Source organism: Mesorhizobium sp. J428, from assembly GCF_024699925.1.
Taxonomy (GTDB): domain Bacteria; phylum Pseudomonadota; class Alphaproteobacteria; order Rhizobiales; family Rhizobiaceae; genus Mesorhizobium_A.
This window is the reverse complement of record NZ_JAJOMX010000001.1, coordinates 3886051-3908888: the sequence shown is the minus strand read 5'-3', so window position 1 is coordinate 3908888 and position 22838 is coordinate 3886051. Positions and strand designations below refer to the sequence as shown.

Below are 22838 nucleotides of genomic sequence, written 5' to 3'. Positions count from 1 at the left end.
CTCAGAAATATCCTTCACGCTTCTTCTTTTCCATGGAGCCCGCCTCGTCCTTGTCGATGGCCCTCCCCTGCCGCTCCGACGTGCGGGCGATCAGCATCTCCTGCACGATCTCCTCCAATGTCTCGGCGTCGGAATCGATCGCCCCGGTCAGCGGATAGCAGCCGAGGGTGCGGAAGCGCACCAGCCGGTCCTCCACCACCTCGCCGTCGCGCAGTTCCATGCGGTCGTCGTCCTTCAGGATCAGCATGCCGTCGCGTTCGACGATCGGCCGCTTCTTGGCATAGTAGAGCGGGACGATCGGGATGTTCTCCTGCAGGATGTACTGCCATATGTCGAGCTCGGTCCAGTTCGACAGCGGGAACACGCGGATCGATTCGCCCGAGGCAATGCGGGTGTTGTAGATCTTCCACATCTCCGGCCGCTGGTTCTTCGGATCCCAGGTGTGCTGGGCGTTGCGGAAGGAGAAGATGCGCTCCTTGGCCCGCGACTTCTCTTCGTCGCGGCGTGCGCCGCCGAAGGCCGCGTCGAAGCCGTATTTGTCGAGAGCCTGGCGCAACCCAACCGTCTTCATGATGTGCGTGTGCACGTTCGATCCGTGCGTGAACGGCCCGATGTTCTTCTCGATGCCTTCCGGATTGATGTGCACGAGCAGATCGAAGCCGAGCCTCTCGGCCATCTGGTCGCGGAACTGGATCATCTCGCGGAACTTCCACCGCGTGTCGACGTGCAGGAACGGAAAGGGCGGTTTCGCCGGATAGAAAGCCTTCATCGCCAGATGAAGCATCACGGACGAATCCTTGCCCACCGAATAGAGCATCACCGGCTTGGAAAAGGTCGCGGCGACCTCGCGGAAGATATGGATCGATTCCGCCTCAAGCCTCTGCAGATGAGTCATGTGTGCGGTCATTGTGGCCTGCTTCCAGATCGTGGGTCGGCACGGACATCGTCCGTGTCGGCTGCTTCGCTCGCGGTGGCCGAGCGGCGCACGCCGTCGCGTCTCATGGGAAGGTGCCGCGCCGCGGTTGCGGGCGTCACGCATGTCGGGCGGCTTCTAACGGTTTCGTCCGGTAGCGACAACATAAGAATCCGCGTTACTCGAGCCTCGTGTAGAAAAATCTTCTATCGAATCTGTCATCTTGCGTTACTGAACGGCAGCACGCGGCGGATTTCGCCGCGAAACGTCTTTTGAACGACTGATCCTTCCGCATTGCAGCATCAAGGTTGCGTCCGCACAATGGCGGATGATACCTGCCGGAAGTCAATCGATCGAACGGAAGCTTCTTGCAAGCCATACGCAGGCCAACACTCGACGAGATCAACCGCTGGTTCACCGCCGCGGTGATCGGCGGCGGCGCCGCCGGCGGAAGCCTGGTCAGCATCCTCTACGTGGGCGCTCTGCCGGTCGGCCTCTGGCGCCTGTCGCAGGGACTGATCGCTCTTCCGCGCGAGCGCGGCGTGCGCATCATCGGCATGGCCTTCCTCGCCTATTTCGCCGCCGAAACGCTCTCGACGCTGGTCAACTACACAGGTCCGGACGACCTGCTGCAGGGCATCGGCGCAAACCTGCCCTTTATCGCCTTCCTGATCGTCTTCGGCCGCCTGTCACTGACACCGCGCGCCGACGTGCTGCGCTGGGCCGAATACGGCGCGATCGCCGGCGGCCTGGCTGCGGGACTGTCCGCGCTGGTCGAAATCTTCGTCCGCGGGGCTCCGCGCGCCGAAGGCCTGGCGGGCAATTCCGGGCCGTTCGCGCTGATTTCAGCCGCGCTCTTCGGCTTCTGCATCGCCATCGCGATCTACCGCGACGGTCGTATGCGCCAGTTCGCTGTTGCGGCCGCCCTTTCCGCGGCGGTGGCGCTTATCCTGTCGGGCATGCGCAGCCTTTGGCCCATGCTGGTCATTTCACCGCTGCTGCTCGCCTGGCTGCTCGACTTCGTGCCGAGGGCGGTGTTCACGCGCAAGACCGCGCTCGCGGTCGTGGCGGCGGCGGCGGTCGTCGCCTCCCTCGGCTACTCGACCGTCGAGACCAGGGTGATGAGCCTGGTCAGGGATTTCGAAAAGGTGGACGCCGGCAACTACGACAATTCGCTCGGTCAGCGCCTGCGCGTCTGGAGCGCGGCGATCGAACTGATCGAGCAGGCCCCGATCTTCGGCCAGGGTCCGGCCCATGCGCGCGGCGCGCTCCAGGCCGCGGCAAGCGAACAGGGGGAGAAGGAGATCACCTTCTCGCACGCTCACAATCTCGTCCTCAACGCGCTGATGCGGTCGGGCGTCTTCGGCCTCGCGGCGGTCATCGCGATGTTCGTCGTGCCGCTCTGGGTCGCCGGCCGTGCCGAAAAGGACGAGCTCGGGCGAATCGGCTACACGCTGATGGTGGTCGTCTGCGCCACCTATCTGGTCAACGGCGCGGTCAACATCAGCTTCGGCCACGACATTGTCGATTCCTTCTATCTCTACAGCATGATCACGGGCACCTATCTGGTGTTCGGCCCGTCGAGTACGCCGCGCTACAGGCGGCTCGACGACGGCAGCCGGGTGGCAATCGACCGGCCAGCTTCGTCCACTGGTTGATTCCTGGACTATGAGAATAGGACAGCGTGTGTTGCAAAAAGGGAACGGAATACTCTCGGAGCTCTGGATTTCTTTAGTGAAACTTTGCACAAAAGCCGTCAGGGGCTTATGGATAATGCGATCACGCTGCCTTGAGGTGGCGTGTGAGGGACAACCCGCGTGAACCAACTGGTAACGTCAGCCCTGCAATTGCAGCCGCGCCTCCGGCGCGCGCTCATCATCACGATGGATATCGTGATGGTGCTGATCTCGGTCCCGCTGGCGCTCGCACTCTCGCTCTCTAATCTGTCCTTCGATCCGTTCTCCTGGGGCGGCCTCGCCGTGTGGGCGGGCGTGGGCGTCTTCAGCCATGTTCTGTTCCGCCTCGGCGGCCTCTACGGCACGGTCTGGCGCTTCGCCTCGACGCCCGACTTCTTCAACATCATCAGCAATTGCGGCATCCTTACCGTCGCTCTCTACCTGACGTCGCAGGCCGCGCGTCTCTACACGCCGATGACCGGCCTCAACGAGCGCCAGTTCATCGTCTTCTTCCTCGTCACCTTCACGATGATCTCCGCTCCCCGCCTGCTCTACCGCTACCTGCGCGAGGGCACCGGCTGGCAGCTCGGCGCCAAGCGCAACGACAGGCCGGGGCATCGCCGCGCCCTGTTCGTCGGCCAGCTCGAAGACGCGGACCACATCATCCGCTTCACCAACACCGAGAAGGAGAAGACGCAGATCATCGGCATCGTCGCGACCGAGCCCAACGTCAACACCCGCGACAAGATCCGCGGCGTGAGTGTCGTCGCGGTCTGGCCCGATGTGTCCGGCATCATCGAGGACTACGCGAAGGACACCAAGCGGGTCGACCTGCTGATCTTCGGCGGCGGCGGGCAGACGGATCTCAGCAAGTTCTCCGAGCTCGTGCGCGTGGCGCGCAAGGGCGGCATCGAGGTGCTGCAGTTCTCCGGCTTCTCGAAGCTGCGCGGCGGTGCGGCGCTCGTCCTGCAGACCGTCGAGATGGAGACGATCCTGCGCCGGCCGGCTGTGCCCACCGACCTTGAGCGTATCCGCGCCTTCATCGACGGCAAGCGCGTGCTGGTGACGGGCGGAGCGGGGTCGATCGGGCGCAACCTGGTCAAGCGGTCGCTGGAACTCGGCTGCGAGGCCGTGCTCGTCGCGGACCAGTCCGAATTCGGCGTCTTCAAGCTCGAACAGTCGCTGTCAGAAGACTATTGCGAGCGGCTGACCTGCCGGATCGTCGACGTGACGGACAAGGCCCAGTTCACGCGCGTCGTATCGGAGTTCCAGCCCGACATCATCTTCCACGCCGCCGCGCTCAAGCATGTGCCGCTTTTGGAAGACAACTGGGTCTCCGCGGTCAAGACCAACGTATTCGGCACGCTCGTCTGCGCCGAGGTCGCGGCCGAATGCAAGGTGCCGCACTTCGTGCTGATCTCCAGCGACAAGGCGGCCGACCCGACCTCGATGCTTGGCCTGACCAAGCGCGGCGCCGAGCAGATCGTCAATTCGCTGCACTTTTCCGAGCGCATCCGGACGCGCGACAAGGGTCCGAAGCCGATCTACATCTCCGTCCGCTTCGGCAACGTCTTCGGCAGCGACGGCTCCGTCGCCACCGTCTTCGAGAAGCAGATCATGGCGGGCGGTCCGGTCACGATCACCGACCGCGAGATGACCCGCTATTTCATGACCATGGGCGAGGCCGTGGATCTCGTCATCATGGCCGCGGCCGAATCCGCCACACGGCGAGACATCGACAATTTCGGCATCTACATGCTCGACATGGGCCAACCGGTGTCGATCCTGACAGTCGCCGAGACGATGATCCGCCTCGCCGGCAAGCAGCCGCATCAGGACATCAAGATCAAGTTCACTGGCGTTCGGCCGGGCGAGAAGCTGCACGAAACCCTCTGCGCGGAAGGCGAACTGCTCGTCTCGCTTGACGTGAACAGCCTGTTCGGCCTCAAGACCGGCCTGTTTGGCTGGCAGGAGGTCCGTCGAGCACTCGCTGATCTGCGCGACAGTATCGACGATGACGACAAGGACGCTGCCGTCGACCGCCTGCGCCGGCTCTACCGCACGATCGACGACGCAGGCCCAGTCGCCGAAGAGGTGATTCCGCTCAAGGTCGCCACCTGAGCGGCTCCGGACAACCGGTGGACAAGCGGCGCGACGCCGTCCATGTCGGCATTACCGGCGCGAGCGGCTTCCTGGGTGGCCACGTCGCCCGCCACCTGTCGAACGTCGGCTTTGCGGTCCGTCCCCTGTCGCGGAACCCTGCGCGGGCCACCGATGCGCGCCTGCTTCCGCCGCCCGCTGCCCCGGAGGCCGATTTCCGCACCGCCGTGCGCGGGCTGGACGCGATCGTCCATTGCGCCGCGCTCAACAACGACCGGCCCGCCGACGCGCAGGCGCTGGTGGCGAGCAATGTCGAACTGACCGGGAGCCTCGCCGAAGCCGCCGCGCGCGAAGGCGCGGCACGTTTCGTCTACGTTTCCTCGATCCGCGCCGTCGCGGATCCCGGCATCGACATCGCGATTGATGACGAGACCGTGCCTGCTCCATCCCAGCCCTACGGACGATCCAAGCGCGATGGCGAGCTTGCGGCACTCGCTGCGGCCGCGCCCGGCTTGACGCCGCTCGTCCTGCGCCTGCCGCCGGTCTACGGCACCGGCATGCGCGGCAATCTGGGCCTTCTGATGCGCCTCGCGCGCACGCCCGCGCCGCTGCCGCTGGCCGGTTTGCGCGGACGCCGCTCCCTAATCTCGTCCAATGCCGCCGCCCGCGCAGTCGAGACCTTGCTAACCGCCGCGATGCCCGCGCGCTCGACCTATCTCGCAACCGACGCCGCCCCGGTCTCGATCCCCGAGATCCTGGCGGCCTTCCGGCGCGGGCTCGGCACGCCCCCTCGCCTCTTCGCCGTGCCGGAGGCCTTGCTCGCCACCTCCGCCTCCCTTGCTGGGCGCGGCGCCGACTGGGCGGCGCTGACCGCCTCGCAGACCTGCAATCCGGCTTCTCTGGTGGCGGAGGGCTGGACGCCCGATCCGGACAGCCTTGCCAGCCTGGAAAGGCTCGCCGCGGCGCTCAGGGCGCAGGAACACCGGGGATGAGCGTCGCGAGCAGGATGCGCAGGTCGAGGGCGACCGATCGCTTGGCGAGATATTCGGCATCGATGACGGCCAGCGCCTCCGGGTCCGACATGTCGACGCCGCGCACCTGGGCAAGGCCGGTGATCCCCGGCCGGAGCGCATAGACGCCGCGTGCGCGCCGTGCGGCAATCAGCGTCTCCTGCGTCGGCAGGCAGGGCCGCGGCCCGACGAAACTCATCTCGCCCCGCAGCACGTTCCAGAGCTGCGGCAGCTCATCCAGCTTGGTGCGCCGCAGGAAGCGCCCGACGGGCGTCACCGCGCTCACCGCCGCTTCGTGCGTCGGCACGGCGCGGGTGTCCTTCCACATCGTCCTCAGCTTGAGGCAACGGAATGGCGTCTCATGTCGGCCGACGCGCTGCTGGACCAGCACGGCCGGTCCCGGCGACGTGCCCCGCACCGCGAGCGCCGCTGCCAGCACCAGCGGCGACGTGACGACCAGTCCGATCAGGGCAATCGACGCTTCCGTCAGCCGCAAGAGCACATTGATGGCCTTTCAGGTGAGGGCGCCGGCCGCGCGCCGGTGATGCAACGGATCGCGGATCAATTCAACGCCAGAAGGCATACTCCTCGGAGGTGTCAAGAACGAATAGCGCCTTGTCAGAGGCGAGCAGAGGCTTTAACCCATTCTTTTAGGGGCAGTGCAGCATATCTTACCGCACATGCGGAAGAGTTCGGGATTTACACAGGCGTGGAACAGCCTCTGGTTTCGGTCATCATACCCGTAAAAAACGGGTTGCCCCACTTTCGTCGCGTCCTGGACATGCTCAAGAAGCAGAAGCTGGACGCGCCGTTCGAGGTCATCGTCATCGATTCGGGATCGAGCGACGGATCGAAGGAGGCTGTTCCAGGCGATGATCCCCGCTTCCGAATCGTCGAGATTCCTGCTTCTTCCTTTGGCCACGGCAAGACACGCAATCTGGGCGTGGAGCTGTCGCGCGGCGAATATTGCGCCTTCCTGACCCATGATGCGGTGCCGGCAGACGAACATTGGCTGCGGGAGCTTGTCCGGCCTCTGCGCGAGGACGAGACCGTTGCCGGCGTGTTCGGCCGTCACATCGCCTACGAGAACGCCACCCCCTTCACGCGTTGGGAACTCGAGACGCATTTCGAAGGTTTGAAGAACTGGCCAAAGGTGAAAATCACGGATGCACGCGAGTATGTCCGTAATCAAGGCCTGCGGCAGGTCTATCACTTCTATTCGGACAACTCCTCCTGCATGCGAAAGTCGGTCTGGCGCGAGCTGCCTTATCCTGACGTCGACTTCGCCGAGGACCAGCTCTGGGCCAAGAAGGCCGTCGAGGCCGGGTACACGAAGGCCTTCGCCTATGATTCGGTCGTCTATCACTCTCACGACTACTCGCCGTGGGAGAGGCTGCAGCGTAGCTATGACGAGGCACGGGCCCTCAACGAACTGTTCGGCTACCAGCTCTGCGCGACCAAGGGCAATGCGTTTCGTCAGGCATGGCGCACCAGCGGCCGCGACGTCATGCTTGCATGGCGCAACGGCTGGCTCTGGCGCGCGCCTTTCGCCAGTTTGATGCGGCCGGCCGACAATCTCGCCAGACAGATCGGCTACTATCTGGGCACCAAGCGACCTCGATTCACGGAGCGGCACGAACGCGCATTGTCGCGCGACCGGCAGCTTCACGCGCAATAGAATCGAGGGGTTCTTCGATGCTGAGAGAAAATATAGCCCGTTTCCGACGTGTAGCGCAGCGCGACGGACTGCGCGTTGCGATCGCCAAGGCGCTCAGCTACGGGGCGCGAAAGACGCAGACCGCCGTCCAGGGCAAGCGCGACGTCATCGGTTTCTACGGCTTCATTCTGGGCGAGGAGCAGGGCTACGGGCTGAAGATCACACCTGAGAATGTGCCGGAGCGGTCGATGACATGGCTCATTCCGGACTTCCAGGCCTCCTCGGGGGGGCACATCAACATCGTGCGCATGATGAGTCTGCTGCGCCAGCGCGGCTTTCCCTATCAGCACGTCGTGATCATGGAGCCGCATCGCTGGAGCAACCCAGCCGAGGCACAGCAGGCCTTCGCTGAGGCATTCGGCGATCGAGATATAACAGTCTCGCTTGGCGTGAGATCGATCGAACCGTGCCATTACCTCGTGGCAACCGGCTGGCAGACGGCCTACTGGGTAGCGAAATACCAGGACACATTGGAGCGGCTCTATTTCGTACAGGACTTCGAGCCGTCCTTCTATGCTCAGGGAAGCGAGTACGCGTTCGCCGAGGATACGTACAGACTGGGTCTTACAGGCATCACAGCGGGTACCTGGCTGGCGGAAAAGCTCGCCGCCGATTACGGGATGAAGACCTTCGCCTTTTCATTCGGCTGCGACACCGATCTATACCGACCTCTTGGACGACGCGAAAACCCGACCAAGCACATCCTGTTCTACGCGAGACCTGTAACGCCGCGCCGCTGCTTCGAGCTGGGACTTCTGGCGCTCGACCGGGTATGCAGGGAGCGGCCCGATGCGGCGGTCATCTTCGCTGGCTGGGATGTCAGCGGCTACGCCATCCCCTTTCCGCATCTGAACGCTGGCACCGTGCCCATCGAGCAGTTGCCAGACCTCTATTCGCAATGCGACGTGGCGCTGATTCTGTCCGCCACGAACCTCTCGCTGCTGCCGCTCGAGGTTGCGGCGTGCGGTTGCCCGATGGTCGTCAACGACACGCCGAATGCCAACTGGCTGCTGACCCGCGACGAAGCGCTCTATTGCGAGATGACGGTCGACGGAATAGCGGATGCCATCAATAGGTTTTTAGACGATGATGAGCTGCGTGCTTCGTTCTCTAAGGCCGCTATGAAGCGGGCCAGCGCAGCAACTTGGGATAGAGAAGCCGACAAGGTGGCGAAGTATTTAGCCGCGATGGCTTCGTCGATAGAAAAATCATAGTCACTAGGACACCTTAATGGCCATGAATGATGTTCATCTAACGTGAGACGGACGGTATAGCCCTTGCCATGTCGTCTTAATTCCTGCTCGGTTAAGCAGTGCGCGACTCTCAATATCTACGGAGTGTAAGTTGACGCTTTTATTTATGCATATCACCAAGACCGCCGGTGGCTCTTTGAAAGATGCATTGAGGCGATCTGGTGAGGATATCATCTTTCACTACCCTGGAGAGCAGGGATTCAATATGAATCTCGCATATGAGAGAAAGCCCAAAATACTATTCGGCCACTATGTCTTCGGCGCACATAAAGCAGTAAATGTCGAGCCGAGATACGCATGTTTTCTGCGCGAACCGATTGCACGCACAATTTCACACTTCCATCATCTCAGAAACAATGATCGAAGCGCGATCGGCGACAAGACCCGGGAATTCGAAAGAATAGAAGAATACCTAAATACCGCTAAGCACTGGGAGTTTGACAACTTTCTTTGCCGCGTTATTTCTGGGGTCGCTAACAAGGCAAGGTACGGGGAAGCTGGCCGCAATGTTTATTCTGCTGCCAGAGAAAATCTTTACAAATACTTTGAATATATCGGAATTTTTGAGGACATGACGTCTTCGTTGGATAGACTCCGTAATATTGTCCCCAACCTGCCAGCAGATATTGGCTCCGTCAACAAAGGTGCATATGAGAGGGAAATTCCTCAAGAAACCTTGAAGATTGTTCGGGAATTCAATGTATTTGATCAGCTGCTTTATCAAGACGCAATCGACTTGCTGGGCGCCCGGAAGATCGCGGACAAATCAGAAATTGAGCTGGGGGATAATAACGTTATTGAGGCATCCGAATAGCTGAATTCGCCCCTTATTATTGCCGACCTCAATTTCAGAAGTTGAGCGATGGAAAACATTCAAAGACGTCGGTTTTTGAAGATGGCCACTTCGCTCGGCGCTCTTTTCTGGATTCTATCCTGGGCTTACGTTGCAAGCGTCCCAATCTTCGATGATGAGGTTTTCTACACCTCTGCTGGGGCAGCCGCCGGACAATTCCTTGCTGGAAATCTGACATTCCTGGAGGCGCGAACGGCAGTTGTCGGAAATGGATGGTTTACCCCTGGCATTCCTCTCATCCTCGCACCTATCTATGCAATAGACCCGACACCAAACTATGTGATCTTGCGTCTCTATGCAAACATACTGACATTTCTATTATGGGTTTGGGCTCTTAGGGAGATATATAGCACCTTCGGTCATCGATATGCGATGGTTCTCTTTATCTTTCCATCACTCGATATTACTTGGCATTTCTTCACCCCCGGCATTTGGAGTGACCTGCCGATGGGATTAATTTTAATAATCATCCTCAGTCGGATTTGGAAATTATCCAATCTGGCATTTGAAGAAGACAAGGCCGGATTTTGGGAAATATTTATTATAGAGACACTTTTGTGTTTCGCTTTTTATCTGCGTGGAAACAGTATTCTCATCATAGTTGCCGTTCATATTTTTCTTTTCTCTGTATTCGTCCTCAGTGGGAAATGGAATTTACTTCTCAAGCGAACAGGCTCCCTGACGACTGGAGCGCTCCTGTGCATTGTCGGCTTAGCACCGTGGAGCATTACGGCGAGCCGCCAACTTGGTGATACAATTATTTCGACATCCACACCGGCCCTTTCGTTTGGAATCACTTTCGGAGACAGAGAGCGTCTATGTTTCCAACCTTGCCCAGTGGTAACCGGCAATATCTGGCTTGATACTGTGAATTTCTCTCGAGCCTATGCAGCAGAACATGGAGTCAGCGAGATTCAAGCTCAGAAGACGATGACTTCAAATGCCACGCACGGATTGACTATTGCTCGATATTTGAAACAGGTTCGTGCTAACTTTCAGCGCTTCCTGCTTCGGCCCGCCGGTTTTGCACAGGACAGGTTTCTTCCAAGAAGCAAACTGAGATTGAGCAAACAGACAGTCGACTGGGTCGGCCGATTTATTGAGCTCTGGACTGGAGTTCTGTATTTTCCATTTCTACTTGCACTTGCCCTCGCGAATGGAACCATTATCCTGAATAGCCGGCGAGAGCAGCTTGAGAGCTTGTGCCTTAAGATGTTCACCCTCTGCTTGTTTGTTCAGCCTTTTGTTCATCCGGGTCATTCTCGTTACTGGCCGCTTTTTGGCCCACTCATGGCTGTCTCAGGTGCTTTCCTGCTCAAGATTGCCACAAGAGAGCGCGGGATGAATGAAAGCGGGAGCAAGGCTTTGGTGGCAATTCAAGGGCTCTACGTCCTGTTCGTCTTAATGTTTGGTCTGACACTTTTCCTTGTGGGCTGACATGACATATCGCTTTGAAGGCCCTGACTAGCAGGACATAATCTTCTCTTACGGGCATGTTGTAAGCTTGCGATAACACAAATAGTTCGACCGTGCAGACATCCCGATACGAGCCCCAGCGCAGCAACCCGCGGGGTCTTGAAAGCGCCGGAAGCGAAAAAAGCTGTGAACAGCCGCCGTGCACGCCCCGCCGAACAATTCCTTAGCGCGTCTCAGTCTTCCCGGGCGTGTCTACTACCATCTGCAAAACGGTCGTCGCGATTCCGGCGCGGAACTCCATCTTCGGCGTCCAGCCCAGCACTGCACGGGCTTGGGAGATGTCGAGACAGGCGACGTCCACGTCTGTCGAGCGCGCCGCCACGTATTCGCGCTGCAGCGTGAAGCCGGCCGCCGCCTCGATCGCCTCGACCACCTCATTGATCGAGCGCGTCTCGCCGCTGCCGACGTTGAGAATATGCTGCGGATTACCGCCGACAGCGATCGCAGCCTCGATCGCGTCGATCACATCGGAGATGAAGATGTAGTCGCGCCGCGCCGCGCCGTCGCCGAAGATGCGCACCGGCTGGCCCTTCTGCCAGCGCTCGATGATGGCCGGCACGAGACCCTGGCCCTTGCGAAAGGTCTGGCCCGGCCCGAACGGATTGGCGACCCGCAGGATGATGTATTCCAGCCCGTCTACATGGCCGTGCATCTGGATGTATTTTTCGACGAACAGCTTGGTCAGCCCGTGCGAGTTGATCGGGTTGGTCGGTGCGGTCTCGGGCGTCGGGACCGGCGCGCCGGGGCCGTAGACCGTGCCGCCGGAGGAGAGGAAGATGTAGCGCTTCACGCCGGCACGCAGGCAGTTCTGCAGGAACTCCACATGCGGCACGACATTTTCGGTGATGTCGGCGACGGCGTGGTCGTTCTTGAGGCCGGGGCTCGAGCTCGACATGAGCTGTACCACAGTCGAGACGTCCTGCAACGACGACGCCATCGCCAGCGGCTGCGACAGATCGGCGGCGACCAGGTCGGCCAGGTCCTCGACCTCGTCCGCGAAGTCGCGGTCGAAGCGCCGCGACACGGCGCGCACCGGCCGGCCCCGCTCGATCAGCCGACGCACCAGGTGCCTACCGATGAAACCGTCCGCGCCGTAGACGCCGATCATGATTCTTCCTTCTCGGAGGAGAAATACTCCTCGGCGAGGCCGAAATGCGCCACTTTGCCATGATGGAGCTTCAGCACCTTGGTGCAGATCTTGCGCAGGAGTTGGTGGTTGTGGCTGGCGAGCACGATGATGCCGGCCTTTTCGGCTATTTCCATCATGCGTCTGCGCGCCTTGGCCTGGAATTCCGGGTCGCCGGCGCCGATCCATTCGTCCATCAGCAGGATTTCCGGCTCGAGGCTCGTCGCCACCGAAAAGGCGAGCCGCGCCGCCATGCCCTGGCTATAGGCCTTCATCGGCATGTCGATGAAGTCGCCCAGTTCGCTGAAGGCAATGATGTCCTCCATCCTCTCGGCGATCTGCTCGTCGGTCCAGCCGTTAATGAGGCCGCGCAGCACGATGTTGCGGCGGCCGGTCGCTTCGCGGCGGAAGCCGAGATTTATGTTGAACAGCGCGTCCGCCCTGCCCTCGCGTTCGATCACGCCGCCGGTCGGCTCGAAGATTCCGTAGAGGATTTTCAGGAGCGTGGTCTTGCCGGCGCCGTTGCCGCCGACCAGCCCCAACCGGTCGCCCGCCTCCAGCGAGAAGCTGACGCCGTCGAGCGCGCGCACATGCTGTACCCCGCCCGTTGCCCTCGATCCTGCCGCCATGCGGAAGGGGCATCGTGTTGCGCGCCAGCGAAAGGCGCCGCCGCAGCCGATAGGTCAGGCTCAGATTGTCCGCGCGGATCAGGACCATCGCATTCCGGTCAACATGTATACGACGCGTGGGGTAGCAGGCGCTGCCGCGGATGGCAATGTTACGCGATCACGCACCCGCCGCCGCTTCCTTCGAAGCGGCGGCGGGCGCACCCCAAGGCGTCTCTTAACGATACCGGACGTCGAGGATATTGCCGCTGCGCGAGCTGACGACCACGATCACCGGGCGGCCGCGATAGATCGCTCGGAACTGATACTGGCGTCCCTCGCAGTCGATCGCCTTCACGTTCCGGAAGCCCTCCAACCGCACGATGCTGCGCGCCTCGCGGCAGCTGATGCGGTCCGCATAATAGTAGTAAGGCGGCGGTGGCGCCGGATTGTAGTACGGCGGCGGATAGTAAGGCGGGCGCGGATGGTGCGGGGGCCGGGGCGGACGCGGCGGCCTCGGGTCCGGCCGATAGTAGCCCGGATCTCCCGGAACCTCGCGTGGAGGACCGGACACGCCCGGACGGCCGCCCATTCGCAGTCCGCCGCAGGAGGGGTCGTCGGAAGAACATGTGCTCCCGGCCGCCCCTTGGGCCATGGCGGGCATGGCTCCGGCGACAAGCGTTGCGGCCATCACAGCAGAAAGTGCGATCGACCTGAACATCTCGATGATCCTTTCGAACGACTGGTTCCGCAAGGAAACTACGGAACTCCTTACACCGTTCCTGCCATCCTGCGACAAAAGGCCTGAACGGAGCCGCAACGGCGCATTCATCCTGCATTCAGGAACAGCGCAGCGGCATGGTTTCAGACTAGCATAAGGCCTCATGGCGTCTACAGCATGAACACGACCTGACGGCGCAGGCGGCCGTAAAGGACGAGAGCCACCAACCACGCGGCCAGCGAGATCCCGAGGCAGAGGATGAAGGAGCGCACCGGCACGTTGCCGGCAAGGATCGGCACCCGCACGATCTCGAGGAAATAGGTGAAGGGGTTCCAGTAGTAGAAGATACCGCGCACACCGAACACATTCCCCCCCGTATGCGCCCAGAAGACCGGCGTGAGGAACATTCCGATGCGCGTCAGGTTCTGGACGATGAACTGGCTGTCCGGGAAGAAGGCGCCGAGGAAGGCGAATATGGTGATCGCCGCCGGCGTGACGAGGATGATCAGGAGGATCGCCGCCGCCGACCAGAGCCAGCACCAGCTCAGATCGGCACCGCTGAGAAAGAGGAGCGCCACGCAGCCGAGCGCGGCATAGCCGGCGCGCATCAGCGCCTGCATCGTCATGCGCAGCACGTAGAGCGACAGCGGCAGCGTCGTGCCTTTGATGAAGGCTTCCTCGCGCACGAAGAGCGACACGCCGGAATTCATCGTCTCCATAATGTAGAACCACACCAGCAGCCCGAGCGCGACATAGGCGGTGTAGTTCGGCACGCCATCGTCGCGCCCGATGATGAAGACGAAGGTGCCGACGAAGATCAGGTAGTTGATCAGGAGCCAGAACGGCCCGAGCGATGTGCGCCGGTGCTGATCGGAAATCTCCTCGTTGGCAAGCGCAAGCCAGATGCGGCGCATGCGGAAGGCCGACACGAAATCTCCGACCGCATCTTTCAGGAACTTCATTGTCCGCGCAGGCCCGCGCGGGCCCGCCTCCATGCGTGAAGGGCCGCGCCCAGGGCTCAGCGGTTGGTGATGTCGCGGTCTTCGCCCGTGCCCCCGGCCTTGCCGTCACGGCCGTAGGAAATGATCTCCACGGTCGTGTCGGTGACGCGGTAGACATAGGGATTGCCCCACGGATCCTTCAGCGAATCCGCGTTCTTGAGATAGGGGCCGTTCCAGCGTGCCTGCAGTTCCGGCGTCGGCTCGTTCAGCACGGCCAGGCCCTCTTCGTTGCTCGGCCGGCGCAGATTGTCGATGTAGAACAGTTCCAGCGCGCTCTCGATGTTCTTGATCTGCGCCTGGGCGGCGTCCGAGCGAGCGGAGCCGAGATAGCGCAGCACCTGGGGTGCGGCGAGGCCGGCGATCAGCGCGATGATCGCAAGGACGACGAGCAGTTCGACGAGGGTGAAGCCGTCCTGCCCTTCGCTCCCCCGCCGCCGCTCTTGCCGCCGGCGCCACGGATACGATCCTCGAATCATCAGAACCCCCTGTCAGGAATAAACGTCGCAATGCCGGACTGTTCCGCGAGCCAGGTCGCGAACAGCCCCGTTCCGAGGAAGGGACCGAACGGAACTCTCGCGTTCCTGTCAAGCCGACCGCTCACACTCGCCCTCAAGGCGACGTAGAGGAGCGCGGAGATTGCGGTCAAAAAAGGAAGATCGGCAGGTTCCATGGACTGAACCACAGGGCGCAGGCGCCGGCCATCTTCACGTCGCCGAGGCCGAGTCCCGCCACCTTGCGCAGCCTGAGGAAGCCCGCCCGCATCAGCCAGAACAGGGCGAGCAGACCCGCCGCGAAGACGATCTGCCAGATCGGGAAGGCGCCCGCGGCACGCCAGACCCAAACGAGCCCCAGCGCCGCGAGCAGCCCGTTCAGCGCGTCGGGGATCACAAGGCTGCGGAAATCGACGATGGCGATGGCCAGGAGGAGGACGACGAGTGGCGCGCCGAACGCGATGTCGGGACCCTGCATCGCGGTGGCAACCCTATTGCAGGCGCTTCAGGTCGCGCTTGACGCGGTTGCCGGGCGTTTCACTCGCGCCGAAATCCAGCCGCTTGCGGAATTCTTCGTTGACCGAGCGGGCTTCCTGCACGTTGCGGACGACTTTCGGACGGATAAAGATCACCAGTTCCGTGCGCTCGATGACGTCCTCCTTGTTCTTAAACGCATTCCCCAGCACGGGAATCTCGCCCAGGATAGGAATCTGTCCCTTCCGCTTCGAGTTCCGCTCCTGGATCAGGCCACCGATGATCAGCGCCTCGCCGTCGTTGACGGCGACGCGCGTCTGGACCTTGCGCTGCTGGATGGTCGGCGAATCGATGCCCGACGTCGTCGTGCGCACCACGTTGCTCGCCTCCTGCTCGATGTCGAGCAGCACACGGCCGGACGTGTTCACGCGCGGCGTGACGTTCAGGATGATGCCCGTATCCTTCAGAGTGATCGTGCTGACGATGGGCGCATCCGGATCGTCCACGCTGGTCGCCGTGCGGGTGGCGATCGGCACCTGGTCGCCGATCTGCAGCGTCGCCTTCTGGTTGTTCAGCGCCATCAGCGTCGGCGACGAGATCACTTTCACGTTGGTCACGCTCGACAATGCGTTGAGCGTGAATTCGAGGCTGTTCGAGGCAAAGCTCCAGGCCATGCCCGGGAAGGACGGGCCCGTGCCGCCGCTCGCGAGGTCGGAGAAGCCGATGCTAAAATCGCCGTTCTCGAAGAACCAGCGGACGCCGAACTTCAGTTCGTCCGTCAGCGTCACCTCGGCGATGATCGCCTCCAGAAGCACCTGCGTCGGCAGCACGTCGATCTGGCGCAGGATGCGCTCGATCCGCTCGTAGTTGCGCGCGGTCGTCGAGATCAACAGCGCGTTGTTCTCGGTGTCAGCAACGACGGAGGGTACACCGGACGTGCCGGAGGATGTAGGCGACGAGCCCGGCGACTCAGGGTTGGCCGGCTCGCTCGCCACCAGTTCGGTCTGCAGATCCGGCGATACGGCAGGCGTGCTTTCCAGCGGGTCGCCTGACTGCTTGGACAGTACCGACTGCAGCACCTTCGCCATCTCCTCGGCCGACCGATTCTGGATCTGGTAGACGAAGAGCTGCTCCTCGCTGGTGCTTGCCAGCCGGTCGAGCTGCCGGATCCAGCCTTCGGCGCGCGCGAGATATTGCGGCCGCGATGTGATCACGAGCACGGAGTTCAGTCGCTCGTTGGGCACGAACTTGATCAGGTTGGTGCCGGGTCCCTCCTGCGCGCGGAAGATCGTCTCGAGTTCCTTCGCCACCGCGTCGGGGCGAGAGGTCTTCAGCGGGTGGAGCGCGACCGACATGCCCTTCATCCAGTCCACGTCGAAGACCTGGATCGCCTCGCGCATTGCGGCGAGGTCGGGATTCGTGCCGGCGATCATGATGTAGTTGCGTGCATTGTCGACGCGCAGGATCGACCCTTCGCGGCTGATCGGGGCCAGGATGACGCGCATCTCTTCGGCCGAAATGTACTGCAGTTCGACGACCTGGATCTTGAGGCCCGGCGTGCGGCTGGAGGTCGAGGGCACGCTCACCGATGGCGTCTTGGCCAGCGCTTCCGACAGCGGCACGATGTTGTAGGTGCCGGAGTTCTTGACGATTGCGAAACCGTTCGCTCCCAGCGTCGTCTCGAGGATGTCGACCAGCGTGTTGCGGTTCACCGGCGCGCTGGTCTGCAGCGTGATCGAACCTCGGACGCGCGGGTCGATCGTGTAGTTAAGGCCGAGAATATCGCCAAGCACGTTCTTGACCGCCGCCGCGATCGGCGCGTCGACCAGGTTCAGGCGGTATTCCGTCTGCCCTGAATTGCCCGTCTCGGCGGTATAAGGCGCGCGGCTGGAGACGAACTGGCCGCTGCCGTCGGCACTTACCCCCTCGAAGTTGTCAGCGTCGCTGCCGGTCAGCCGGCGCGACATGCCCGAACTCTCCGGCGGCAGCGGGCGGCCGTTGTCGTCCAGATTGGTCATTATGGAGGAGAACACGCCGTCCTTCGAGTTGGACGCGCAGCTGGTCAGAATTGCGACCAGAATCACGATGGCGAGCACTCGATACATTATCGGCCTACTTGATCATGCCCGAGTACTACACCGCCACAACAGCAGAAACATTAGCTCTTCAGGGGCGAGGCTCCGATCTTTTCAACCGAACAGGCTCCGAGAGCCTGTTGCCGATCTCCCCCTTTCGTCACCAAGCCACAAAAGGGTTGGCAAGGCAAGAAAACTCCGGAACCGCAGTTAATCTATGCAGCAATTCACAGTCGGCGGGGAAAAGATGCAACAGTATCGCCCGGGAGCGTTCAACGTTGAACATCTCGCGATTTATCATAGTTTGGCCGCACCGGACTGGAATCGGTTTCGTCGCAATAAAATTGGGGATATAGACCCCGGATGCGCTGACGAAGGTTTGGAACAGTGGCCCTCGCCAACTTTCTTTCGGATTTGATGAGCTGGTGGCCGGACGAGCTCGGCCGGGCCTTCGGTGCGCGCTTCCGTCAGCAGGCACCCGCCGTCGGCGCCACCGTGCGGCTCGTCAGGGCCGGCGCGGAGATCTCCGTCGACGGGACGGAGCCCCGCCTCGCCGCCGAGCCGTCGCAGATCGCCCCCCTCCTCGACCAGCTTGCCGGCCGCCGCGGCCGCAAGCCCGCAGTCGGCATCGTCATCGAGCCGGAGCGCTACCTGAAGCGCAGCCTGGCGGCGATCCGCCTGCCGCGCGGCCGCAAGATGGCGATGGCGCAGCTCGACCTTCAGTCCGCCACACCGTTCAATCCCGACGAATTCTTCGTGCTGGCGACACGGTTCGACGAGCGCGTCACCGACAGCTCCTATTACACGGTGCGCAAGTCCGCCCTGGTCCCGGTGGTCGAAGGCCTGCGCTCCGGCGGCTGGCGCGTCGCCTCGATCTCGCTCTCCGATGGCGGCGAGCTCTATCCGGTGGATGCGACGAGCCTGCGGGAGGTGATGGGCGTGTCCGCCGCCACCAGGCTCGGAGAGCGGGCCGTTTCGATCGGCCTCGCCACCGCCGCCGCCGGCCTCGTCGCGCTCGTCGGCGCGGCCCACTGGCGCTATTCCGTGGCGGGCGCGGATGTCGCGGAGCAGGTGGAGGCGGCCGAGAGCGAGGTGCGCGAGCTGCGCGCTGTGCTTGCCGCCCGCGACGCCAAGATCGCCCAGATCGGCGTCGTGCGCGACGAGAAGAAGGACACCGTGCCGGTCGTGCGCGTCATCGAGGAGATGTCGCGGGCGATCCCCGACAACACCTGGCTTACCGAGATCAGCGTCAGCGGCGACATGGTGCGCTTCGCCGGCTTCTCGGCGTCCGCCGCGGCGCTCATCCCGATCCTGGAGTCCTCGCCGCTGTTCAGCGCGCCGACCTTCATGGAGCCAGTCGTGCGCGTCGTGAACCAGGAAGGCGAGCGCTTCTCCATCGCCATGAAGATCGAGAACGGCGATGGATAGCCTGACACGCATCCTCAACGCCGGGCCGCGCACCCGCCGCCTCGCAGCGATCGGCCTGCTGGTCGGCTGCGTCGCCGGCGCCGGCCTCCTGACGGTGGCCGCGGTCTCCTCGGTCTATGCCAGCCGCGACGCGGTTCGCGAGCAGCGCGAAACGCTCGGCCGCCTGCGCGCGGTGCTGGCGCTGAAGCCGATGATGGAAGAGTCCGCCAAGGCCGCGATCGCCGCCGACGACCGGCCGGAATTCCTGACAGGCGCCAGCGACGCGGTCATCCAGGCCGATCTGCAGACCTGGCTCGACGGCGTCGCGCGGCAGAACGGCGTCTCCATCACCTCCGTCGGCAACGCGCCCGCTCTGCAGCAGAAGGGCATGCGCTTCGCCGGCCTGCGCGCCGACATCACCGGCCCGAACGAAGGCATACAGGGCACGATCTTCGCGATCGAGGCGGCCAAGCCCTATCTGATCATCCGCCAGGCCCAGCTCCATTCGACGCTGGATTCGCAAGGGTTGGGCGACGGCCCCACCCAGCTCGTCCTGCGGGTGCAGTTCTACGGTGCGCTGCCGCCCATAGCCACGCCCGCGCCGCAGTCCGCCGCTCCCGCCGCGGGGGCGACGCAATGAAGACGGCTCTCAAGATTGCAGCGGTTCTCGCCGCCAATCTCGCCATCTGGCCGGCCGCCTGGGCGGTCTTTGAACGGCCGGCTGGCACCGGCGCCATCGCCTCGCCGCGCGAGGCGGGGCGGGCGGGCGGCGTGGCCGACCAGCCCCAACTCGGCGAAGTGCTGGACTTCTCGCAGATGAGCCCGGTCCAGACCTATTCCCGCCCGCTGTTCGACAAGGCCCGCCGCCCGTGGCAGCCGCCCGCGCCGCCCGCCGAACCGGAGGTGGAGCCGGTCGCCGAGCAGGTTGTCGAGCCCGAGGTGCAGGCTCTCCCCGCGCCGGCGATACGGCTCATCGGCGTCAGCTCGGCCGGCGTCGCGGACATGAAGGCGCTGCTCCAGCTCGATGAATCGCCCGATCCGGTATGGGTCCTGGTCGGCGACGTGCTGCAGGGCTGGGAGGTCGGCAAGATCGATCCGGGGTCGGTCACCATCCGGCGCGGCAAGGAAAGCATGTCGTTCGAACTCTACCCCGAGGTCAGTTCGGGCCAATGAGCCGCCTCCTTCCTCCCGCCCTCCCGCGGGATGGCGAGCCGCGGGACGCCGAGGCCGGCTTCGCGCTCCTGATGGTGCTGCTTTTTCTTCTCGCCGTGACCGCGATTCTAGCGCCGCTCGTTCTGGGCGCGCGGACCGAACTGCTCGTCGCCTCGAACCAGCTCCAGCAGCAACGGCTGGAGACGATCGCCGACGGGTTGCTGACGGTTCTGGCGCGGGATCTTGCAGCGCCCCCGACAGAACCCCGCAACGAGGAGATCAAGGTCCGCTCCGAGCCGCTGCGATGCCGCTCGACGCGCTACCTGGTCGAGGCGCGGATTCAGGATCAGCGCGGCCTGATCGGCATCAACAACGCCCCGGCCGAGCTCGTCTCGGAAGGCTTCCGCGCCCTCGGCTTCCCCTCGGGCGACATCGCCGAGCTGACGGAGGCGCTGATCGCCTACCGCACCCGACCGCCTGAAGACGGTGAAGGTGGTGGAGGTGGTGGCGACGGCAACGGTGATGGCAATGGCAATGGCGACGGTAACGGCAATGGCGACGGTGGAAACGGAGGCGACCAAGCCGATCCGCAGCGCACTCCCCAGGTCGCACCCGCGGCCGGTGCAGAGGATCGCGTCGCCGGCGGCCTGAAGCGCATGCCCTTCGAGGCGGTCGAAGAACTCTACGACTTCGAGGGCTTCCGCGGGAAGCCGGTCCGCGCGCTCACCGAGGTGTTCTCGACCCGGAACACCGCCGACACGATCCTCGGCCCGCGTATCTCGACCCGCCTGTCGAGCGTCCTGCCGTCGAAGCCCACGCCCAAATTTCCCTTTATCCTTCCCGACGAGGAAGAAGGGGCCAAGACCTACCGTGTCGATGTGGAACTGCGCACGGTCGACGGCGGCATGTCGGGATATGCCGGAGCCGTGCTCACGGCGAGCGAGAATGACACCGGCGAGTTTTCCATCGTCGAGCGGACCTCGAACCCCGAGTTCCTACCCGAAGGGGAAAGCGACTTCAGCGGCCTCGTCGAATGCGATATGATTTTGGGAGCCGGCGTGGCGGCGGTGCTCGCCAGCGACCCGTAATGAGACGGATGCCCTTTCCATGAGACTTGCGGAATATCCGACCTTTTCCGACTTCCTGTCCTGGCTCGGGGACAACCGTATCCTCACGGCCGAATCCGTCAAGCGCGCACGCAACGCCCACAGCTCGACCGGCCATCCGGTCGACACCGTCTTCATCGAGCTCGGCCTGCTCAGGGAAAGTGATCTCGCCCAGCATCTGTCGGCCTTCCTCGGCGTGCCGGTCCTGCCGGCCGTGCCCGACGAGGTCGACCTCGCGCTCGTCCGCGGCATCGGAATGAATTTCCTCGAGGCCAACCAGGTGCTGCCGCTGGCGTTCGTCGAGAACCGCGTGCTGGTCGCCGCCGCCGATCCCTTCGCCCGCTCGACGCTCGACGTGCTGCGCTACCATTTCGACTGCGAACCGGAGCTGCGGGTGTTCCCGCGCAGCGCCATCGCCGAGCGGCTGCGCACGCTCAAGGAGACCAAGCTGGACAGCCCCGACAGCCTGCTGATGGCGGTGGACGACGACCTCGCCGACACCGACGACATCGAGCGGCTGCGCGATTTCGCCCGCGAGGCCCCGGTCATCCGCTTCGTCGCTAACATCATCCAGCAGGCGGTGGACCGCGGCGCCACCGACATCCATGTCGAGCCGACGATCGACCACCTGCGCATCCGCTTCCGCTGCGACGGGCTGCTGACGGTCGCCGAGACCGCGCCGAAGTCGATGCATGCCGGCATCGCCACCCGCATCAAGATCCTGTCGCGCCTCAACATCGCCGAGCGGCGCATGCCGCAGGACGGCCGCATGCGCGTCACCGTGCGCGGTCAGGAGATCGACCTGCGTGTCTCGGTGCTGCCCTCCGTCCACGGCGAGACCTTCGTGCTGCGCATCCTCGACAAGTCGGGCGTGGCGCTGTCCCTCAACGCGCTCGGCTTCGACGCCGAGGCGATCGCCAGGTTCAAGGAGTTCGCCCACATCCCCAACGGCATCGTGCTGATCACCGGCCCCACCGGCAGCGGCAAGACGACCACGCTCTATTCCCTGCTCAAGGAGCGCGATCCCGACGAGGTGAAGATCTTCACCGTCGAGGACCCGGTCGAATACCGCCTTGACGGCATCACCCAGCTCCAGGTCGACCCGGGCATCGACCTCACCTTTGCGCGTGCACTCCGCTCCGTCCTGCGCCAGGACCCGGACGTGATCCTCATCGGCGAAATCCGCGACGCCGAGACGGCCCAGATCGCCATCCAGGCATCGCTCACCGGCCACCTGGTCTTCTCGACGCTGCACACCAACAGCGCCGCCGGCGCGCTCACCCGCCTGCTCGACATGGGCATCGACGGCTATCTCATCGGCGCGACCATCCGCGCGGTCGCTGCCCAGCGCCTCGTGCGCAAGCTCTGCCCCAAGTGCCACGGCGTGCAGGCCCCGGCGGTCAACGGCATCCATCCCGTCTGCAACACCTGCCGCGGCAGCGGCTATGCCGGCCGAACCGTCGCCTACGAGATCCTCGAAGTCTCGCCCGAAATCGCTTCGATGATCAGCCGCGGCGCCGGCGAGGAGCAGATGCAGGAACGTGCGGCCGCGAATGGCTTCCTCACCATGTCGGCGCAGGCCGCCCGCCTCGTCGCCGACGGCGTCACCACGCGCGAGGAGGTGCAGCGCGTCCTGAGCCTCGAACTCACCTCGGACCTCGCCGACGAGATCCTGCAATGAG

21 protein-coding genes are annotated in these 22838 nt (G+C 63.2%); 12 read left to right on the top strand and 9 right to left on the bottom strand.

Going from position 1 to position 22838, the window contains the following annotated elements; all coding sequences use genetic code 11:
• Position 1: 1 nt before the first annotated feature.
• A complete protein-coding gene (gene cysD, locus LRS09_RS19615; RefSeq protein ID WP_257808558.1) occupies positions 2-907 on the bottom strand; it encodes a sulfate adenylyltransferase subunit CysD in 906 nt (301 codons plus the stop codon).
• A gap of 374 nt (positions 908-1281) precedes the next feature.
• On the opposite strand from cysD, the gene LRS09_RS19610 reads away from it, so the two are divergent.
• The 3 genes from LRS09_RS19610 (at position 1282) to LRS09_RS19600 (ending at position 5681) form a co-directional block, all read left to right on the top strand.
• Positions 1282-2571: an O-antigen ligase gene (locus tag LRS09_RS19610; protein WP_257808556.1), complete on the top strand. Its 1290-nt coding sequence runs from the start codon at positions 1282-1284 to the stop codon at positions 2569-2571.
• A 159-nt stretch (positions 2572-2730) separates the two neighbouring features.
• Positions 2731-4710, top strand: coding sequence for a nucleoside-diphosphate sugar epimerase/dehydratase (locus tag LRS09_RS19605; protein ID WP_308240317.1), 1980 nt, complete (start codon positions 2731-2733; stop codon positions 4708-4710).
• Positions 4711-4727: 17 nt separating this feature from the next.
• A complete protein-coding gene (locus LRS09_RS19600) occupies positions 4728-5681 on the top strand; it encodes an NAD-dependent epimerase/dehydratase family protein (RefSeq protein WP_257808554.1) in 954 nt (317 codons plus the stop codon).
• Here the strand turns inward: LRS09_RS19600 and LRS09_RS19595 are convergent.
• On the bottom strand, positions 5656-6201 hold the full coding sequence (locus LRS09_RS19595) for a sugar transferase (RefSeq protein ID WP_257808552.1): 546 nt from the start codon (positions 6199-6201) through the stop codon (positions 5656-5658). The two genes, LRS09_RS19600 and LRS09_RS19595, sit on opposite strands and share 26 nt — an antisense overlap.
• A gap of 42 nt (positions 6202-6243) precedes the next feature.
• Here LRS09_RS19595 and LRS09_RS19590 point away from each other — a divergent pair, with 42 nt between their 5' ends.
• The 4 genes from LRS09_RS19590 to LRS09_RS19575 all read left to right on the top strand — a co-directional run bounded on the left by LRS09_RS19590 (position 6244) and on the right by LRS09_RS19575 (position 10959).
• On the top strand, positions 6244-7377 hold the full coding sequence (locus LRS09_RS19590; RefSeq protein WP_257808551.1) for a glycosyltransferase family 2 protein: 1134 nt from the start codon (positions 6244-6246) through the stop codon (positions 7375-7377).
• A 17-nt stretch (positions 7378-7394) separates the two neighbouring features.
• On the top strand, positions 7395-8630 hold the full coding sequence (locus LRS09_RS19585) for a glycosyltransferase family 4 protein (RefSeq protein WP_257808550.1): 1236 nt from the start codon (positions 7395-7397) through the stop codon (positions 8628-8630).
• A 130-nt stretch (positions 8631-8760) separates the two neighbouring features.
• Entirely contained in the window at positions 8761-9483 is a 723-nt protein-coding gene (locus tag LRS09_RS19580; protein ID WP_257808549.1) for a sulfotransferase family protein, read from the top strand.
• 48 nt (positions 9484-9531) lie between these two features.
• Positions 9532-10959, top strand: coding sequence for a hypothetical protein (locus LRS09_RS19575; RefSeq protein ID WP_257808548.1), 1428 nt, complete (start codon positions 9532-9534; stop codon positions 10957-10959).
• A gap of 202 nt (positions 10960-11161) precedes the next feature.
• Here the strand turns inward: LRS09_RS19575 and LRS09_RS19570 are convergent, their stop codons facing one another.
• The 7 genes from LRS09_RS19570 to gspD form a co-directional block, all read right to left on the bottom strand.
• Complete coding sequence (locus tag LRS09_RS19570; RefSeq protein ID WP_257808547.1) at positions 11162-12106, bottom strand: NAD-dependent epimerase/dehydratase family protein; 945 nt, start codon at positions 12104-12106, stop codon at positions 11162-11164.
• Entirely contained in the window at positions 12103-12753 is a 651-nt protein-coding gene (locus LRS09_RS19565; RefSeq protein ID WP_257808546.1) for an ABC transporter ATP-binding protein, read from the bottom strand. Before LRS09_RS19565 ends, LRS09_RS19570 begins: the two co-directional genes overlap by 4 nt.
• Positions 12754-12967: 214 nt before the next feature.
• Positions 12968-13450 (bottom strand): hypothetical protein, encoded by a 483-nt coding sequence (locus LRS09_RS19560; protein WP_257808545.1) that lies wholly within the window; start codon positions 13448-13450, stop codon positions 12968-12970.
• A gap of 170 nt (positions 13451-13620) precedes the next feature.
• The gene (locus LRS09_RS19555; RefSeq protein WP_257808543.1) at positions 13621-14412 is read right to left on the bottom strand and encodes an ABC transporter permease; all 792 of its coding nucleotides are present in this window, start codon (positions 14410-14412) and stop codon (positions 13621-13623) included.
• Between the two features lie 56 nt (positions 14413-14468).
• Positions 14469-14927, bottom strand: a complete 459-nt coding sequence (gspG, locus tag LRS09_RS19550; RefSeq protein ID WP_257808542.1) for a type II secretion system major pseudopilin GspG — start codon at positions 14925-14927, stop codon at positions 14469-14471.
• Positions 14928-15093: 166 nt separating this feature from the next.
• Positions 15094-15420 carry a prepilin peptidase gene (locus tag LRS09_RS19545; RefSeq protein ID WP_257808540.1) on the bottom strand — a complete coding sequence of 109 codons (327 nt, stop codon included), beginning with the start codon at positions 15418-15420 and terminating at the stop codon, positions 15094-15096.
• Positions 15421-15433: 13 nt separating this feature from the next.
• The gene (gene gspD, locus LRS09_RS19540; RefSeq protein ID WP_257808539.1) at positions 15434-17521 is read right to left on the bottom strand and encodes a type II secretion system secretin GspD; all 2088 of its coding nucleotides are present in this window, start codon (positions 17519-17521) and stop codon (positions 15434-15436) included.
• 387 nt (positions 17522-17908) lie between these two features.
• Between gspD and LRS09_RS19535 the strand changes: the two genes are divergently transcribed.
• Genes LRS09_RS19535 through LRS09_RS19515 form a run of 5 tightly spaced genes read left to right on the top strand, consistent with a single transcriptional unit; the run spans position 17909 to position 22837 of the window.
• The gene (locus tag LRS09_RS19535) at positions 17909-18919 is read left to right on the top strand and encodes a PilN domain-containing protein (RefSeq protein WP_257808537.1); all 1011 of its coding nucleotides are present in this window, start codon (positions 17909-17911) and stop codon (positions 18917-18919) included.
• Positions 18912-19538: a type II secretion system protein GspM gene (gene gspM, locus LRS09_RS19530; protein ID WP_257808535.1), complete on the top strand. Its 627-nt coding sequence runs from the start codon at positions 18912-18914 to the stop codon at positions 19536-19538. Before LRS09_RS19535 ends, gspM begins: the two co-directional genes overlap by 8 nt.
• Entirely contained in the window at positions 19535-20071 is a 537-nt protein-coding gene (locus LRS09_RS19525; RefSeq protein WP_257808534.1) for a hypothetical protein, read from the top strand. Before gspM ends, LRS09_RS19525 begins: the two co-directional genes overlap by 4 nt.
• Positions 20068-21138, top strand: coding sequence for a hypothetical protein (locus tag LRS09_RS19520; RefSeq protein WP_257808532.1), 1071 nt, complete (start codon positions 20068-20070; stop codon positions 21136-21138). The genes LRS09_RS19525 and LRS09_RS19520 overlap by 4 nt, the downstream gene beginning before the upstream one ends.
• Positions 21139-21157: 19 nt before the next feature.
• Positions 21158-22837 carry a GspE/PulE family protein gene (locus LRS09_RS19515; RefSeq protein WP_257808530.1) on the top strand — a complete coding sequence of 560 codons (1680 nt, stop codon included), beginning with the start codon at positions 21158-21160 and terminating at the stop codon, positions 22835-22837.
• Position 22838: the final 1 nt, after the last annotated feature.

Bases quoted from the DNA above. Each gene is read 5' to 3' on its own strand.
- cysD (WP_257808558.1), bottom strand. From the start codon at position 907: ATGACCGCACACATGACTCATCTGCAGAGGCTTGAGGCGGAATCGATC.
- LRS09_RS19590 (WP_257808551.1), top strand. From the start codon at position 6,244: ATGCAACGGATCGCGGATCAATTCAACGCCAGAAGGCATACTCCTCGG.
- LRS09_RS19585 (WP_257808550.1), top strand. From the start codon at position 7,395: ATGCTGAGAGAAAATATAGCCCGTTTCCGACGTGTAGCGCAGCGCGAC.
- LRS09_RS19575 (WP_257808548.1), top strand. From the start codon at position 9,532: ATGGAAAACATTCAAAGACGTCGGTTTTTGAAGATGGCCACTTCGCTC.
- LRS09_RS19570 (WP_257808547.1), bottom strand. From the start codon at position 12,106: ATGATCGGCGTCTACGGCGCGGACGGTTTCATCGGTAGGCACCTGGTG.
- LRS09_RS19565 (WP_257808546.1), bottom strand. From the start codon at position 12,753: ATGGCGGCAGGATCGAGGGCAACGGGCGGGGTACAGCATGTGCGCGCG.
- LRS09_RS19560 (WP_257808545.1), bottom strand. From the start codon at position 13,450: ATGTTCAGGTCGATCGCACTTTCTGCTGTGATGGCCGCAACGCTTGTC.
- LRS09_RS19555 (WP_257808543.1), bottom strand. From the start codon at position 14,412: ATGAAGTTCCTGAAAGATGCGGTCGGAGATTTCGTGTCGGCCTTCCGC.
- gspG (WP_257808542.1), bottom strand. From the start codon at position 14,927: ATGATTCGAGGATCGTATCCGTGGCGCCGGCGGCAAGAGCGGCGGCGG.
- LRS09_RS19545 (WP_257808540.1), bottom strand. From the start codon at position 15,420: ATGCAGGGTCCCGACATCGCGTTCGGCGCGCCACTCGTCGTCCTCCTC.
- gspD (WP_257808539.1), bottom strand. From the start codon at position 17,521: ATGTATCGAGTGCTCGCCATCGTGATTCTGGTCGCAATTCTGACCAGC.
- LRS09_RS19535 (WP_257808537.1), top strand. From the start codon at position 17,909: ATGAGCTGGTGGCCGGACGAGCTCGGCCGGGCCTTCGGTGCGCGCTTC.
- gspM (WP_257808535.1), top strand. From the start codon at position 18,912: ATGGATAGCCTGACACGCATCCTCAACGCCGGGCCGCGCACCCGCCGC.
- LRS09_RS19525 (WP_257808534.1), top strand. From the start codon at position 19,535: ATGAAGACGGCTCTCAAGATTGCAGCGGTTCTCGCCGCCAATCTCGCC.
- LRS09_RS19520 (WP_257808532.1), top strand. From the start codon at position 20,068: ATGAGCCGCCTCCTTCCTCCCGCCCTCCCGCGGGATGGCGAGCCGCGG.
- LRS09_RS19515 (WP_257808530.1), top strand. From the start codon at position 21,158: ATGAGACTTGCGGAATATCCGACCTTTTCCGACTTCCTGTCCTGGCTC.